Source organism: Bradyrhizobium sp. CCBAU 25338 (assembly GCF_028128965.1).
Classification (GTDB): Bacteria; Pseudomonadota; Alphaproteobacteria; order Rhizobiales; family Xanthobacteraceae; genus Bradyrhizobium; species Bradyrhizobium liaoningense.
Genome location: NZ_LFKY01000034.1, coordinates 245,056 through 261,303, shown reverse-complemented (window position 1 = coordinate 261,303; position 16,248 = coordinate 245,056). Strand labels below are relative to the sequence as shown.

Annotated in this window: 12 protein-coding genes; 6 read left to right on the top strand and 6 right to left on the bottom strand. The window is 64.1% G+C overall.

The features are described 5' to 3' along the window. Positions 1–119 precede the first annotated feature (119 nt). A complete protein-coding gene (locus ACM42_RS15115) occupies positions 120–992 on the bottom strand; it encodes an SDR family oxidoreductase (RefSeq protein WP_271528672.1) in 873 nt (290 codons plus the stop codon). 105 nt (positions 993–1,097) lie between these two features. Between ACM42_RS15115 and ACM42_RS15110 the strand changes: the two genes are divergently transcribed. From ACM42_RS15110 to ACM42_RS15090, 5 genes are all read left to right on the top strand, one after another. Continuing rightward, complete coding sequence (locus ACM42_RS15110) at positions 1,098–1,907, top strand: crotonase/enoyl-CoA hydratase family protein (RefSeq protein WP_271528671.1); 810 nt, start codon at positions 1,098–1,100, stop codon at positions 1,905–1,907. A 138-nt stretch (positions 1,908–2,045) separates the two neighbouring features. Then, positions 2,046–3,590: an acyl-CoA synthetase gene (locus tag ACM42_RS15105; protein WP_271528670.1), complete on the top strand. Its 1,545-nt coding sequence runs from the start codon at positions 2,046–2,048 to the stop codon at positions 3,588–3,590. Positions 3,591–3,687: 97 nt separating this feature from the next. Then, complete coding sequence (locus tag ACM42_RS15100) at positions 3,688–4,491, top strand: enoyl-CoA hydratase/isomerase family protein (protein WP_271528669.1); 804 nt, start codon at positions 3,688–3,690, stop codon at positions 4,489–4,491. Positions 4,492–4,663: 172 nt separating this feature from the next. Beyond that, positions 4,664–5,068 (top strand): YccF domain-containing protein, encoded by a 405-nt coding sequence (locus ACM42_RS15095; RefSeq protein WP_028178328.1) that lies wholly within the window; start codon positions 4,664–4,666, stop codon positions 5,066–5,068. Between the two features lie 171 nt (positions 5,069–5,239). Next, positions 5,240–5,617, top strand: coding sequence for a hypothetical protein (locus ACM42_RS15090; protein ID WP_271528668.1), 378 nt, complete (start codon positions 5,240–5,242; stop codon positions 5,615–5,617). Positions 5,618–5,759: 142 nt separating this feature from the next. Here the strand turns inward: ACM42_RS15090 and ACM42_RS15085 are convergent, their stop codons facing one another. From ACM42_RS15085 to ACM42_RS15070, 4 genes are all read right to left on the bottom strand, one after another. Further along, positions 5,760–8,258 carry a hypothetical protein gene (locus ACM42_RS15085; protein WP_271528667.1) on the bottom strand — a complete coding sequence of 833 codons (2,499 nt, stop codon included), beginning with the start codon at positions 8,256–8,258 and terminating at the stop codon, positions 5,760–5,762. Positions 8,259–8,741: 483 nt separating this feature from the next. Next, positions 8,742–9,251 carry a hypothetical protein gene (locus ACM42_RS15080; RefSeq protein ID WP_271528666.1) on the bottom strand — a complete coding sequence of 170 codons (510 nt, stop codon included), beginning with the start codon at positions 9,249–9,251 and terminating at the stop codon, positions 8,742–8,744. A gap of 284 nt (positions 9,252–9,535) precedes the next feature. Next, positions 9,536–10,006, bottom strand: coding sequence for a hypothetical protein (locus tag ACM42_RS15075; RefSeq protein WP_271528665.1), 471 nt, complete (start codon positions 10,004–10,006; stop codon positions 9,536–9,538). A 319-nt stretch (positions 10,007–10,325) separates the two neighbouring features. Next, positions 10,326–10,970: a cation transporter gene (locus ACM42_RS15070; RefSeq protein ID WP_271528664.1), complete on the bottom strand. Its 645-nt coding sequence runs from the start codon at positions 10,968–10,970 to the stop codon at positions 10,326–10,328. Between the two features lie 1,081 nt (positions 10,971–12,051). On the opposite strand from ACM42_RS15070, the gene ppc reads away from it, so the two are divergent. Next, the gene (ppc, locus tag ACM42_RS15065) at positions 12,052–14,850 is read left to right on the top strand and encodes a phosphoenolpyruvate carboxylase (RefSeq protein ID WP_271528663.1); all 2,799 of its coding nucleotides are present in this window, start codon (positions 12,052–12,054) and stop codon (positions 14,848–14,850) included. A gap of 155 nt (positions 14,851–15,005) precedes the next feature. Here ppc and ACM42_RS15060 read toward each other — a convergent pair whose 3' ends face one another. Further along, positions 15,006–16,169, bottom strand: coding sequence for an SMP-30/gluconolactonase/LRE family protein (locus ACM42_RS15060; RefSeq protein WP_271528662.1), 1,164 nt, complete (start codon positions 16,167–16,169; stop codon positions 15,006–15,008). Positions 16,170–16,248: the final 79 nt, after the last annotated feature.

Below are 16,248 nucleotides of genomic sequence, written 5' to 3'. Positions count from 1 at the left end.
TACCTGTCTCGCCCTACACTTCTCACTGTGGTCATGGGTCCCCGCGTTCGCGGGGACGACAGCTGAGGGTGGAGAGGACGTGTTAGTCCCTCACGTAGCCACACTCTCGCGAAACGACATCACCCCCGCTTCGCCCGGTCCTTCTCGTTCTGCGCCATGATGCTCTCGCGCGCGGTCTTCCAGTCGTCGTCGCTCCAGTCGCGGAGCTGGTAGAAATTGCCGCCCATGGCGAGCGCCTGGGCGCCGTCCATGGCGATGGTCTCGCCGTTGATCCAGTCGCAGCCGCCGGAGATCAGGAACACCGCGAGGTTCTGCAGCTCCTCCATGGTGCCGACGCGGCCCATCGGGTTCATCGCCTTGGTGCGCGCGCCGGCCTCGTCACCGGGCTTGATGCGCTTGCTCATGCCCTCGGTCGGGATTTCGCCCGGCGCGATGGTGTTGAGGCGGATGCCGTAGCGGCCCCATTCGGTCGCCAGCGACATCGTCATGGCGTGGATCGCCGACTTGCTCATCGCCGACGGCACCACATAGGGCGAGCCGTTGCGTACCCAGGTCACGGTGATGGAGACGACGTTGCCGGGCTGCTTCAAAGCGATCCAGCGTTTGCCGATCGCATGCGTCACGTAGAACGTGCCGTGCATGACGATGTTGGCGACCGCGTCGAAGCCGCGCGGCGACAGCTCCTCGGTGCGCGAGATGAAGTTGCCGGCGGCGTTGTTGATGAGGTCGGTCAGCGGAGCCTCGCGGAAGATGTTCTCCACCATCTCCTCGACCGCGAGCGCGTTGCGGATGTCGACGCCGTGGCTGGTGACGCGGCCGCCATGGCGATCCATCAGCTCGGTCGCGGTCTCGTCGCAGACGATCTTGCGCCGGCCGCAAATGTGCACGTCGGCGCCGAGCTGGAGGAAGCGCGCCGCCATCGACTTGCCGAGACCCGTGCCGCCGCCGGTCACGAGAATGCTCCGGCCGGCGAGAAGATTTTCCTTGAACATGGCTGTTTCCCCCGTAGGGATTGTCAGTTAATTGGTCGATTGACTAAATCCGGCCGCCAGCGTCCTGTAAAGCGGCACTGAACAAGAACAGGGGAGAATTCGTCCATGGAAGAGCGCGTCTCGATCTCGATCTCGGAAGGCGTCGCCGACGTGCGGTTGGTGCGCGCGGACAAGATGAACGCGCTCGATCAGGCGATGTTCGAGGCCCTTGTCGCCGCAACCGAGCGGCTTTCCAGGGAGAAAGGCCTGCGCGCCGTCGTGCTCTCGGGCGAAGGCCGCGCCTTCTGCGCCGGGCTCGACATGGGGCGTTTCGCCGCCATGAAGGAGAAGGGCGGCAACGGAATTCCGGGTGGCGAAAATCGCGATCTCACCAAGCGCACGCATGGCCAGGCGAACTTTCCGCAAGCCGCCGTGTGGGGGTGGCGCCAGCTCCCGGTGCCCGTGATCGCGGCCGTGCATGGCGTCGCCTTCGGCGGCGGCTTCCAGCTCTCGCTCGGCGCCGACATGCGCTTTCTCTCGGCGGACGCGCGGATGTCCATCATGGAGATCAAGTGGGGCCTTGTGCCTGATATGGCGGGCACGCCGATCCTGGCCTCGCTCGTGCGCGACGACATCCTGCGCGATCTCACCTACACCGGCCGCATCTTCTCCGCCCAGGAGGCGATGACCTACGGCCTCGCCACGCGCATCTGTGACGACCCGCGCGCGAGCGCCCTCGAAGCCGCGCGCGAGATCGCCGGCAAGAGCCCCGATGCGATCCGGGCGGCCAAGCGGATGCTCAACAATCTCGCGGTCGATCCGGGCCCGGCGCTGCTCGCCGAGTCCGTCGAGCAGCAGAATCTGATCGGCAGCCCGAACCAGACCGAGGCGGTCCGCGCCAATCTGGAGAAGCGCGCGCCGAAGTTCGCGGATTAGTCTCTCCGTCATGGCCGGGCTTGTCCCGGCCATCCACGTTCTTAGCCCAAGGCGACGAGGCAAGGACGTGGATCACCGGGACAGGCCCGGTGATGACGACCAACCAAGACCGTCGCTGAACAACAAAGAAAAACAACAATGAGCGAAACGTCCAACTTCCTCGGCATCGTCTCCGGCGAGCGCCGCCGTGCCCACGCCGAGGTCGCAGACCGTAGCGACCGCATCGCCTCCGGCCTCGCCAAGCTCGGCGTCAAGCCTGGCGATTGCGTCTGCATGCTGATGCGCAACGACATCGCCTTCCTCGAAGCCGCCTACGCGGCGATGCGGCTCGGCGCCTATGGCGTGCCCATCAACTGGCACTTCAAGCCGGAGGAGATCAACTATATCCTCGAGGACTCCCGCGCATCGGTGCTGATCGGCCATGCCGACCTGCTGCACGGCTTGCGCGATGCGATACCGAAGGGTGTCACTGTCCTCAGCGTGCCGACGCCACCTGAGATCCTGTCCACCTACAAGATCGATCCCGATCGTCTGACCACGCCGGACTTCGCGATCGGTCTCGAATCCTGGCTCGCGCAGCACCGGCCCTATGACGGCCCGGTGGTGCCACAGCCGATGAACATGATCTACACGTCGGGCACGACAGGCCATCCCAAGGGCGTGCGCCGCAACGCGCCGACGCCGGAGCAGGCGGCGGCCGGCGAGCGCATGCGCGCGATGATCTATGGGCTCAAGCCCGGCGCCCGCGCGCTGCTGCCGGGCCCGCTCTATCATTCCGCGCCGAACTCCTTCGGCATCCGCGCCGGCAAGCTCGGCGGGGTACTGGTGCTGATGCCGCGCTTCGAGGCGGAGGAATTCCTGGAAGCGATCGAGCGATACAAGATCGACACCATCTTCATGGTGCCGACCATGTTCATCCGCCTGATGAAGCTGCCGGAGAAGGTGCGCAAGCAGTACGACGTCTCCTCGCTGCGCCACGTCATCCATGCCGCCGCGCCATGTCCGGCCGACGTCAAGCGCGCGATGATCGAATGGTGGGGGCCGGTGATCCACGAATTCTACGGCTCGACCGAATCCAGCGCCGTCACCTTCGCCACCTCCGAGGACGCACTGAAGAAGCCCGGCACCGTCGGCAGGATATCGCCCGGCGCCGAGTTGCGCTTCCTGGGCGAGGACGGCCGCGTGCTGGGCGTCGGCGAAATCGGCGAGATCTATTCGCGCATGGCCGGGATGGCCGATTTCACCTATCACAACAAGCCGGAGAAGCGCGCCGAGATCGATCGCGACGGCTTCATCACCTCCGGCGACGTCGGCTACATCGACGAGGATGGCTACGTCTTCATCTGCGATCGCAAGCGCGATATGGTGATCTCGGGCGGCGTCAACATCTACCCGGCCGAGATCGAGTCGGTGCTGCATGCCGTGGCCGGTGTGCATGATTGCGCCGTGTTCGGCATCCCCGATGCCGAATTCGGTGAGGCGCTGATGGCGGTCGTCGAGCCGCAAGCCGGTGTCACGCTCGATGAAGCCGAAGTCCGCGCGCGACTGAAGAGCTCGCTCGCCGACTACAAGGTGCCCAAGCACATCGAGATCCGCAGCAGCTTGCCGCGCGAAGACTCCGGCAAGATCTTCAAGCGCCGCCTGCGCGATCCCTATTGGGAGCAGGCGGGTCGGCGGATTTGACACTTCGTAGCCCGGGTGAGCGAAGCGATACCCGGGACGATGAGAGTAAAGTCCCGGATGTCGCTTCGCTCATCCAGGCTACAATGGAGGGGCTCCCATGAGCGATGCGGCAAGCGAGACCAACGAAGTCCTCTACGAGGTCGCAGACCACATCGCGACCATCACGCTGAACGCGCCGGAGCGCATGAACACGATCTCCGGCCCGATGCTGAATGATCTCGCGCGGCTCCTGACCGAAGCCAATGAAGATCGCAACGTCCGCGTCGTGATCCTCACCGGCAAGGGCAGGGCGTTCTGTGCCGGCCTCGACCTGCGCAAGGAGCGCGACGGCAACGGCCTTAGCGCCGCGTCCTCGCCGACCACGATCAACCTCCGCAACACCCCGCCGACGGTCCTGCACGCGATGGACAAGCCCACCATCTGCGCCGTCAACGGCGGCGCGGCCGGCTATGGCATGGACACCGCGCTCGGCTGCGACATCCGCATCATGGCGGAGTCCGCAAAGCTCGCCGCAGCTTTCGTCAAGCGCGGCGTGGTGCCGGAATCCGGCGGCACCTGGCTGTTGCCGCGCATGCTCGGCTGGGCCAAGGCTTCCGAGCTGATTTTTACCGGCCGCACGCTGAGCGCGCGCGAATGCCTGAAATGGGGCCTCGCCAACGAGGTCGTGCCGGATGCCGAACTGATGAGCCGCGCCACGGCGATCGCGCGCGAAATCGCCGCCAACGCGCCGCTGGCGGTGCAGGCCTCCAAGCGCATGATGCGAATGGGCCTCAACGAAAACTTCTCCGACCACGTCCACCACGTCTATCTGCAGCTCCTGCCGCTGTTTAAGACTGAGGACATGGGCGAGGGCATGAAGGCCTTCATGGAGAAGCGCGTGCCGAAATTCGAGGGGCGGTAGCCGGAGCCCGGATCGAGCGACTTGTCCGCCGTTGCTCGATGAGCCAAGGCGGAAGCGCATTCCGGACCAAGCCCCCCGGATCGCGCCGTGCGCCACATGGCCTACGTTGCCGTCTTAGCAGGGACAGATTTCGCGCCTATATAAGCGGGATCATCGACCTGCGGATAAAACCATGGCCCCCGTCTCCATTCTCCTCAACATCCTCTGGATCCTGATCGGCGGCGCCTGGATGGCGTTCGGCTGGCTGGTGGCTGCCATCATCATGGCCATCACCATCATCGGCCTGCCCTGGGCGCGGGCGGCGTTCAACATCGCCGTCTACACGCTGCTGCCGTTCGGCTCGCGGGCGGTGCGCCGCGACGAAGTCACCGGCATGAGCGATATCGGCACCGGCCCGCTCGGGGTGATCGGCAACATCATCTGGTTCGTGCTCGCCGGCTGGTGGCTGGCGCTCGGCCATGTCCTGACCGCGCTGGTCCTCGCGGTCACCATCATCGGCATTCCCTTCGCCTGGGCGCATCTCAAGCTCGCGGGCATCGCGCTCTGGCCGATCGGCAAGGTGATCGTGCCGGCCTAGGGGCGCGTGGGCCCGTCAATGTCGGCTACCGGTAGCAGAGTGGAAGTCGTCAGCTCGAGGGGCATTGGCGGCTGATGACCCTTTGCGGACGTTAGCCAAAAGCGGGCGAGCCAGTAACGAACCCTTCGGTTGGCACAACTAGATGTAGTGAACTCCACGTCAGGGAACGCCATGACGGCTGCTGAACACCTCGGGATAGTCTCTGCGGCCGTGCTCGCCGCCTCTGCGTTCATGGTGTCGCGCGCTCAGCGGTTCTTTGGTCGAAAGCTATCGCTAGAGGAAGCGCTTTCGGTCGGATGGGTGGCTTGGTCGATCTTTATGGCGGGGTTCGTGGTCTACATTGGACTGAAGCTCCCACTGGGTCTTACTCGCGAGGCGGACGCCCTAGCCATCGGTGTCGCCGGTTGCTTGTCCCTGGTTGCCATTTTGTGGTTGGCGCGGGCGGTCACAGACTGGAGCCGAAGCGTGAAAATATCGATCTTTGCTCTGTTCCTTCTTACGCTGGTGGTGGTCTCCCTCACGCTGGACTTGTCGCGCTCTCAAGTCTGAGACCCAGCGCACTTCCGCTTGTGGCCCGTTCGAGACATCCAGCGATATCCGCTCTGTGGCCGCTATCGGGGAAAGCGGAAGTCCCCCGGCGCGCGCAATTTTGGGCGCAGACTGGCACGGCTATCCAGTTGCCGCGGGTCGGTTACCGGCTTCTCGCACGAGCGTTCGCGCGCCATCGCTCGGGGAGGCTCTGCGGCGAGGCGGCCGGTTTCCACTGCAGGGACACGACCCAGTTGTCGAAGACCGTGTTGAAGCTCCCGGACTGGTACGAGAAGTTCTCGTACGCCGGCCAAAAGTAACCGGCATCGGCTGCGTAGGTAAAGAGCGTCCAGGTATGGGGCTTCTTCCAGAACGCGTTGCCGCCGTCCGGGTCCCCGTCGAGGGCGCTGAAGTCGAGGAAGAGCCAGAGAGGTGCATTCTTGGTGCCGAGGTTCGTATCCGGCGAGTTGAACTGCAGCGCGTTCCAGTAGATCCCAGGTCCGGCTCCGGGATCAGCATCGTCCACGAGCTTCTGCAGCCGCCAATAGAAGCTCGCGTCGCCGGTCATAGTGGTCTCGCCGGTGAACGTGATCAGGCCAGCCTGCGGGCCTGACTGGATGATGCCGCTGATGGAGGTGGTCCCGCTGATTGTTCCGCTCCCTTGTAATATGCCGCCGGGAGCAGGCGTATCGGTGCCGGTCGCTGCAATGGTGACCGGGCCCGAGACCGTCCCACCGTTCATGAACAGTGTGCCCGACTCGCCGACAACAACCGCACCGGTCACCGTGCCGGCGACCTCCAGCGTCGCCGCGTAGGATACCAGCACCTCGCCGGCACCCGTTGCTGATCCACCGGTACCGCCGGCAATCAGCGTACCCCCATTGACCCTGATCAGACCGGAAAGCGTGCCGCTGCTGTCTGCACTCAGGGTCAGCGTGCCGGGACCGAAGATCGTCAGGCCCGCCGATCCCTCGATGGCGGCTGCGATCTGCGAACTACCGCCGCTAGCATTGGTGTAGATCAGGCCTTCTGCCGCGCCGAACGAAAGGCTCGCAGTAGCGATGCTGCCGCCGTTCATGATGAGGCCCGCGGCGTCGCCGCTCGCCTGGCTTCCGACCAGAATGCTCGCATCGCCGCCCGTAATCGCCCCGCCGTTCACTTCGAGCGCCGCCACCTGCGGTACACCGCCGCTCTCGACCGCCTGGCTGTCGACGACCTCGTAGACGGCATCGGCGGGAACGTCGTTGATGCCGACATCCGTCGAGGACACGGTCGCCGCGCTCGCGAAGCCCTCGGAGGACGAATACGTCAGGAACTTGCCCGAGCTGGCCGCGTCGTCGTCCTCTCCGAGAATGTAGGGAGCGACGATCCCGTTCGTGACGATGGGCAGGTTTGCTCCCGTTCCTGCCACGAACACCTGTTGCGTCAGCCCAAGCTGGGCCATGCCGCCGCCCGGCACGATAACAAGAGTTCCGCCGGGGTTGCGGACAATGTTCGTCAGGGTACCGTCGTCATTGCCCCCGACTACGACGCGATAGTTGCCGCTTCCGGAAAGCTGCAAGGCGCCTCCCGTAGGGCCGATGACGAACGTCGCCAGAGATCCCGAGGCGATCTGCACATCGACCGTCGCGCCGTCCGAACGAAGCTCGAGTATTCCGCCGTTCGTCACCATCACCCTGAAGCTGCCAAATGGTGTGCCGGATGTCCGGGTACTTGCCAGCGTCCCGGCGCCTACGATGTTGTGTCCTATCAGCTGGTTCGTGTTGGTGAGCAGGAGCGTGCCTTCGCCGTATTTGTGGAGGCCGCCCAGCCCGGAGATCGGCGCGACCACGGTCAGCGTGCCGCCGTTCGTGTTGATGACCTTAGGCTGGTTGATCGTCCAAGTGCTGGGTTCATATCCGGATGTCGAGGGCAGCGCCAACGGCGAGATCGCCCAGGCTTGCCCCTGCCAGAGCACGGCGTAGACGCCCCACCCGGTGAGCGCGTCGGTGACGACCTGGCTGTAGTCTTCGGAGGGGAGCGGCTGATTTTCCAGCGTCCATCCGCTGGGCATCTGCGCGATCTGGACGGTCTGCGGATTGCTGGACGGGAGGTTGGGTACGTTCTCGAACGAGGCGGGGAAAGCGTTGTTGATGGTGATCGTGCCGCCCGTCAGGTTCACCGTGAGCGGCGCGAGGACATGGCCGCCGCTATTTTCCATGTATCCCTTCGTCGTCTGGGAAACGGAAAACCAGCCAACCGCGAAATTGGCCAAGACAATCGTCTGCGGACTCTCGGACACGTTCGGGGCCAACTGATCGGCGAGCCACGCGAGGTCCGGATTGGAAGTGCTCGTCAACTGATAGAGATCAGGCCCGATTCCGCAGGCCGACAGATAGTCGGCCATCCCGCTCGTCATGCCGTCCACGAAGCTGCCGCTCTCTCTCGACGTCCGCATCAAGCCCGCGACCACCCTTTCCAGGTTGATCGCCACGGGGTCGTCCTCGCCGTTGTAGACCACAGGAGCAACCTGCGTGAAGCCGTTTGCCGACAGCCAGTAAAGGCCCATGACCATCGACGTCGGGCCGCAATAGGCTTCACCGTCCCCCGGCAGGCTCTGCCCGAAGGGCCCGAAATCGGTCTGGATGATCGAAGGCGTGCTCTTGATGGGGTCTTTCCACATGGGGCTGGTCCACTCCTGTCCGACACGGGCCACGGTACGCGCTTGAGCCGCAGGTCAATGTCCCGTCAATTGCGGAACACAACTTGTGGATACTTTAGCGAGTCGGTGCGGTCTAAGAGTGTAGAGCGGAATCTTGAAAATGCGCAAGCTGGGTCTGCAGCTTGGCCGGCAGGGACGGCTTCGGAGTTCAAGCGTGGGCCGCCGAGCGGCAGCATGTTCATCCTGAGTGGCGCATATCTGCCACCAGCGGCGATGTCCGGCGGCAGGGCCTGATAACAGGTGGTGTCGCGGCCGGTCCGCGTAACGCGAACGTCTACTTCTGAGGCGTGCTGCGAATCCTGGAAGTGGCACCTTTGTGATATGGCGACCGGCTCTGAAGATGTCCGTTCATTGGGGTAGACCGGAAGTACCCGACTGACTGCTAAAACGGCGCCTTTGACCCGAAGCGGACCTTAGGGATGCAGGTCTCTAACCACCCGGCCTTCATTTTGATCGAAAGGTTAGTTCGAGTTCGGTCCTGAGCGGAGCCAAGCCGGATACGTCATTGAGTGGTGTAACACTGATCGTGTAGAGACCCTCATCCAAAGGAGGCAACCGAGCGAGATGGCGAGCGATGAAGGAAGCACCCAACGCGGAGTGGTCCGTCCGAGTTGTGGGTATTGTCATAGTCGATTCTGAATCTTGAATAATCACGCGAAATGCCGTCGGCACTTTGCCGTGTGGCATCGCCTCGTTGATCGGTTGAACGATTGGTCCGCCAAGAAGACTTGCGGAAAGGATCCTCTCCTCTTGCCATGTGAAGTAGACCATGAGGTTGAGCTCATGACCGTGCTTTCGGATGATGCGGGCCGGAAAAGTGGCGGGCATTCCCTCGACTAGCCGCACCGGCACAGTGAATGGGGGGATGTCACCGTGTACCCACTTCAAGTATTGCTCATAGGGCGACTCGCCATAGACCCAGCCTCCGGCAACTCGGAAGACGGCGACGGCCATCAAGACAAATGCTATCGCGCCGAGCGTTCGGGTACATGATAGTGCTGACATTCTCAGGTTGTTTCATGGCATCACTAACCTTGGGTAAACACCCCGCGACTGATTTGCGATTGGCTTGGCAGAGGCGGCTGAATGGCCGCTTCTGGCCCGAACGCGACGTTGGGAGCGTGCCGCGATGGTAGGTAGACCGGATACTCCAACCAATCGAACCGGATGGTGCTTCTGCCCCACGGCGGACCACGCGCTCAGATTGTCGACTTCGATCTGCCGGGCCAGAAGCGTCCTCAGATTTCGCAACCGGTCAAATTCAATGCCTTGCGCAAGCCACCAAACGCCTTGAGCCGACAGGGCTCGATATCGTTGGCGGCCTTTGAATGCTGGAAATTGGCAGTTCGCTTGATAGCGGTTGCCTTTGGCTTCGGCTTGGGACGTTCAGCAGTCGCGATCTTCTTCGAATGGTGCCGATGACGGGCGATCGTTTCCGGCTCGGGCGAACCGAAATGGATGTTTTCTGGCGGAGCAACGGAGGGTTCGACCAAAGCAGCCTGTGTCGGCATCTCGCTGCTCACAGCGACGACGACGTCAAGGCGATCGGCCTTCGCCAATGCGTCATGTGAAGCAGAGATGCCTGCGTTTTGCTCGGCAAGCGGCTGGACGATCGTGACCGAGCGACGCGGTGGAGCTCTCAGCTCCATTGCTGAGAGAATTCCTACACTCAGCAGGATCAGGAGGCCCAACAACGCCATTCTCAGCATAATGCGCCTCTAACCTAAGTTAGTGCCGCTGAAAATTCTCCGCTGCAATAAGGCAACTTGTCGGCGGCTGCCGCCTCGCGGCGAATCATTTGCCCGACAGGGTTAACGTCGATGATGCTCCTGCACGTGCCGAAAATGCCGCCGCTCAGATCGGTTTCCGTGAGCAGACCGTATCTGGTCGCGGAAGATGGTCTGTTAGGGGCCCGTGTCTGACCTCAGCACACACAGCCCCGCCACAGCGGCTTCCAGGATGGAAGCCGACCGGGTCACGCAAGCTGACGATGGCAGCCTTCGATCCAAAGAGACTCGGGCGGCTCAACTATTCAGCCGCCGCCAGTCGGCCGATCCGCAGCTCTCCGATGGCATGCCGGACGACGACCATCGCCCCTTGGAGCGCGAGCAACGACATGACTGTCGCCACGATGATGTCAGGCCAACCCGTGCCGGTCCCGAACACGCCAGCCGCCGCCAACAGCACAGCGAGGTTGCCCAACACATCGTTACGGGTGCAGATCCATGCGGATCGCATGTTCGCATCACCCTGGCGATAAGCCCAAAGCAGTCCGAACGAAGCTGCGTTGGCGGCGAGAGCGGCAGCGCCGACGGTGCCCATCGCAAAAGCACTCGGAAGCGTTCCGTGGAGGATATGCCAGATGACAGACGCCACGACCCATACGCCAAACAGGGCCATCGTGGCGCCCTTCGCAAGCGCGGCGCCCGCTCGATAGCGGAGCGCCATGCCGACGACGAGCAGGCTGATGGCGTAGTTGGCGGCGTCCCCGAGGAAGTCGAGAGAGTCGGCTTGCAGCGAAGCCGAACCGGCAGCGAGACCCGCAACCGCTTCGACGGCAAACATCGCGCTGTTGATCGCAAGCACAGTCCAGAGCACCCGCCGGTAGGCGGCATCCCGCGTCTTGTTCCCGCCCAGGTTCAAGGGCGGTGGAGCGCAACAGCAGTCATTCATGGGGCGAGGATAAGATGGATCGAGGCATGTTGCTAGTCCACGGCAAATCGCCCCTTGGCCCGAATGAGATCTGCGCGACTCGTCGCCTCATCCCGACATGCGGCCGCGCCCAGTCGGTCGGGCGTGCACACAATTCCTCGCATTGCCCGACAGGCGAAACACGCCACATACAGGTCAACGGGCAGGGGTGTAAAATATTCTGATTGACCGAATTCGTGACTTCGGTTAAACAGCAGGACATCCCGGCCCGTCAAAGGGCGTTTCGCGATCGTCACGATACGTCGGCCGGGATGCGATGCACGCGGCGGCGCCGGCGCGTGACGGGGTGACAGGGCGGGCAAGGCCCGTGAGTCATCGCGATCCGCGCGATCGACACGGCGCCGTCACAGCGTCTCTTCCGGCGTCGGGGGCGAGCACGCCCGAGCTTCCGAATGGTTTGGGAGGAGACGTCCGCGGACGGCAAAAGCGTGTGGTCCTGACGCCCGGGGTCTGTGCGTCAAGGCTTGCGGTGGTGAAGCGGCCCGACCGGGCGCGCGCATCAGTCATCCGCAAGGCGACGGGGGCAATAGTGCATCGCTCCCCGGGGAGAGCACGCCATAAGCCGTAAAACCATTGCGCAGGGAAGGCCGGGACGTCCCGGCAACACCTGTGGTCACCCCGCGTGCGTTTTCCGCGTGCGGACCCTGGGTGCCAGCCGGCGCCCGGCCTTCCCTGCGCCCTTTCATTTCGATGAGGGCGAAACGGACAGCAAAGCTCGGGCGCACCGGCCGCGAGGACCGCGAGACTATGTCCATTGGTGAGATTCCAGCAATCTCTCGTGCCCCGGACGCAGCGCAGCGCGCCGCTTCTTCGCGGCGTGATGCGCTGCAGAGCCGGGGCCCATGTTGCGGCAATGTGCTCTGTGGCTTCTGGGTCCCGGCTCGGCGCAGCAACGCTTGCGGCGTTGCTGCTTGTCCGGGACACGCGATCATCACCCCAGCCCTGCCGCGACGCCACCAAGTTCATCTTGCACTGCGGCAGAAAAATATCGCACACTCGCCGTTGCCGGGCATCCAAGCGAGCTCGAACCAAGGAGCGAGCCATGTCCCTCCAGACCGTACCATCCGACAGCACTGAACCCCGCCCCAACCGCCCTGAGGACGTCCAGGCGCTGGAGGCCGACGCGCGGCTGCGGGACGACATCCGCCTGCTCGGGCGCATTCTCGGCGACACCGTGCGCGACCAGGAGGGCGCCGACGTGTTCGACCTGGTCGAACGCATCCGACAGACCTCGATCCGGTTCCACCGCGACGAGGACCGGCTCGCCCGCCGTGAGCTCGAGCAGATCCTCGACAGCATGTCGATCTCCGAGACGGTGCGGATCGTCCGTGCCTTCAGCTATTTCTCGCACCTCGCCAACATCGCCGAGGACCAGAACAACATCCGCCAGATGCGCGCGCGCAGCGCCGCCAAGAACGGCGGCGCCGGGGTGCTGGCCGAGACGTTGGCGCATGCCAAGGCGGCGGGCATTGGTCCCGATCAGCTCCGCAACTTCTTCAAGACCGCGCTGGTCAGCCCGGTGCTGACCGCGCATCCGACCGAAGTCCGCCGCAAGAGCACCATGGACCGCGAGATGGAGGTCGCTGGCCTGCTCGACCGCCGCGAGCGGGTCGCGTTGACCGCGGAGGAGGCTGATGCCAGCGACGAGCAGCTTCGCCGCGAGGTGCTGACGCTGTGGCAGACCAATCTCTTGCGCCGGACCAAGCTGACCGTGCTCGACGAGGTCGCCAACGGCCTGTCCTTCTACGACTACACCTTCCTGCGCGAAGTGCCGCGGCTGGTGAACGCGCTCGAAGACAAGCTGGAGGAGGGCGGCGCGCAGGTGGCGAGCGAGCTCGCCTCGTTCCTGCGCATGGGCAGCTGGATCGGCGGCGACCGCGACGGCAACCCCTTCGTCACCGCCGACGTCATGCGCGGCACGCTGCGGCTGCAGTCGAGCCGGGTGATGCAGTTCTATCTGAACGAGCTGCACGTGCTCGGCTCCGAGCTGTCGATCGCGGCCCATCTCGCCGATGTCTCCGAGGAACTGCGCAACCTGGCGGAGCGCTCGCCGGACACCTCGCCGCACCGGAGCGGCGAGCCCTATCGTCTCGCGGTGTCCGGCATCTATGCCCGGCTCACCGCAACCGCCGAAATGCTGGAGGTCGAGATCACACGCCGGCCGGTCGGCAAAGCGGCGCCTTACGCCAGCGTCAAGGAGCTGCAGGCCGATCTCGACGTGCTGCACCGCTCGCTGATCTCCAACAATGCCCGCGTCATCGCCCGCGGCCGGCTGCGGCTGCTGCGCCGCGCGGTGGACTGCTTCGGCTTCCATCTCGCCCGGCTCGACATCCGCCAGAACTCGGCCGTGCACGAACGCACCATCGCCGAGCTGATGGACGCCGCCAATCCCGGCATGTCCTATCTTGCGCTCGGCGAGGACGCGCGCATTTCGCTGCTCACCAACGAATTGCGCTCAACGCGCGCGCTGGTCTCGCCATTCGTCAAGTACAGCGACGAGACCATGGGCGAGCTCAACGTGTTCCATGCCGCCGCGGAAGCGCACGCGAAGTTCGGCTCGGACGCCATTCCCCAATGCATCATCTCGATGTGCAAGGGCATGTCCGACCTGCTGGAAGTGGCCGTGCTGCTCAAGGAGGTCGGCCTCGTCCATCCCTCCGGCCGCAGCGCCATCAACATCGTGCCGCTGTTCGAGACCATCGAAGATCTGCAGGCCTCATCCGGCATCATGGATCGCATGCTGTCGCTGCACGACTACCGCCGGCTGGTCGACAGCCGCGGCAGCGTGCAGGAGGTCATGCTCGGCTATTCCGACTCGAACAAGGACGGCGGCTTCGTCACCTCGGGGTGGGAGCTCTACAAGGCCGAGATCGGTCTCGTCGAGGTGTTCGAGCGCCACCACGTGCGGCTGCGCCTGTTCCACGGCCGTGGCGGTTCGGTTGGCCGCGGCGGCGGGCCGAGCTATGACGCCATCATCGCGCAGCCCGGCGGCGCCGTGAATGGCCAGATCCGCATCACCGAGCAGGGCGAGATCATCTCGTCGAAATATTCCAACGCCGAAGTCGGCCGCAATAATCTGGAGGTCCTCGCCGCGGCGACGCTGGAAGCAAGCCTCCTGCATCCGCGCCAGAGCGCGCCGCGCCGCGAATATCTGACCGCGATGGACGAGCTCTCGAGCCTCGCCTTCAAGGCGTATCGCGGCCTGGTCTACGAGACCGACGGCTTTGTCGACTATTTCTGGGCTTCCACCGTCATCAACGAGATCGCGACGCTGAACATCGGCAGCCGCCCGGCCTCGCGCAAGAAGACCCGCGCGATCGAGGACCTTCGCGCCATCCCCTGGGTGTTCTCCTGGGCGCAATGCCGCCTGATGCTGCCGGGCTGGTACGGCTTCGGCAGCGCGGTCGAGCAGTGGATCGCCGAGCATCCCGATAAGGGCATGCCGTTCCTGAAGGAGCTCTACCAGGAATGGCCGTTCTTCCGCATGCTGTTGTCGAACATGGACATGGTGCTGGCGAAGAGCTCGATCGCGATCGCCTCGCGCTATGCCGAGCTCGTGCCCGATGAAGCCCTGCGCGAAAAGATCTTCGGCCGCATCCGCCGCGAATGGCATTCCTGCATCGAGACACTGTTGGACATCATGGGCCAGGACCGCCTGCTCCAGGGCAACCCGCTCCTGGAACGCTCCGTGCGCCACCGCTTCCCCTATCTCGACCCGCTCAACCACGTGCAGGTCGAGCTGCTCAAAGAGCACCGCGCACAGAACCCGGACGAGCAGGTGCTGCGCGGCATTCAGCTGACGATCAACGGCATCTCGGCGGGGTTGCGGAATACGGGGTAGGGATAGCAAGTAGAAGGCGTGCCGCCCGTTCTCGCTACCCCACCCGCTAAAGCATGATCCGGAAAAGTGCGCAGCGGTTTTCCGAAAAAGATCATGCTTGAACGACAACCTAAAGCGCGATGACGATTCATCCAAAGCGCATCGCGCTTAGCCGGTCATGGCTTCAACGCGCCCTGCACACTGGTGTAGACCGCATAGAGCGACGTCGAGCCGCAAATATAGAGCCTGTTTCGCTGCTGTCCGCCGAAGCACAGGTTGGCCACGGTTTCCGGAATATGGATCTTGCCGAGCAAGTCGCCTGACGGCGTATAGCAGCGCACGCCGTCTTCGTTGGGATCGCCCCAGCCGACCGAACACCAGACCCGCCCTTCGGTGTCACAGCGGACGCCGTCGGTGATGCTCGGTTTTGGCATGTCCGCAAAGACCTTGCTGTTCGATACCTTCCCCGCTGCCACGTCGAGGTCGAACACGCGGATATGCGATGGGTTGTCCGGTCCGTCCGTAAACCCGGTCTCGCAGACGTAGAGCTTCTTCTCGTCGGGCGAGATCGTGATGCCGTTGGGTTCCACGAAATCGTCGACGACGACCTTGACGTCTCCGGACTTCGGGTCAACCCGGTAGACGTTCTTCTTCTCCTGCTCGGGTTCGGCCTTGATTCCCTCATAAAAGCCGCCGATGCCGTAAGCGGGGTCCGTGAACCAGATCGCGCCGTCGGCAGTGACGACCGCATCGTTCGGCGAGTTCAGTCGCTTGCCGTTGAACTTGTCGGCGATGACGGTGATCGAGCCGTCGAGTTCGGTTCGCGTCACGCGCCGGCCGCTGTGCTCGCATGTGATCAGGCGTCCTTCGCGGTCGATGGTGTTGCCGTTCGAGTTCATCGATGGCTGCCGGTAGACGCTGAGATGGCCGTCGTCCTCCGAGAAGCGCATGATGCGGTTGTTCGGAATGTCGCTGAACAACAGGTACCGCCCTGCTGCGAAATACACCGGTCCCTCGGCCCAGCGGAAACCGGTCGCGACCCGCTCGACGGCCATCGTGCCGGCGAAGGCCGGAAAACCGGAGGGCCCGAACGATGGCGGCCCCTTCTTGGCGGATTCCAGGTGAGCGTCCGGGTAGCGGCTGCCCGGCAACGGTCCCAGGGGCAATGGCGCCGTCGATATCGTCGGCGCGCCTGTCTGGCCCAGGGGCGCGACGGACGCCGCGCCGGCGGCGCTGATGGTCACGCCCGTCGCCGCGACCGCGGCGGCGCCCTTCAACAGGGTACGGCGGGCGAGAACGGGCTCGCGGGCATCGATCGTGATGGGCAGGGATGTCGTCATGGTCGCCTCCCGATTTTTTCGTTGGGAGCGAACCATCGGCCCGCAATCGGGCGTAAAGCGGGCGATCTCCGGCCGGACA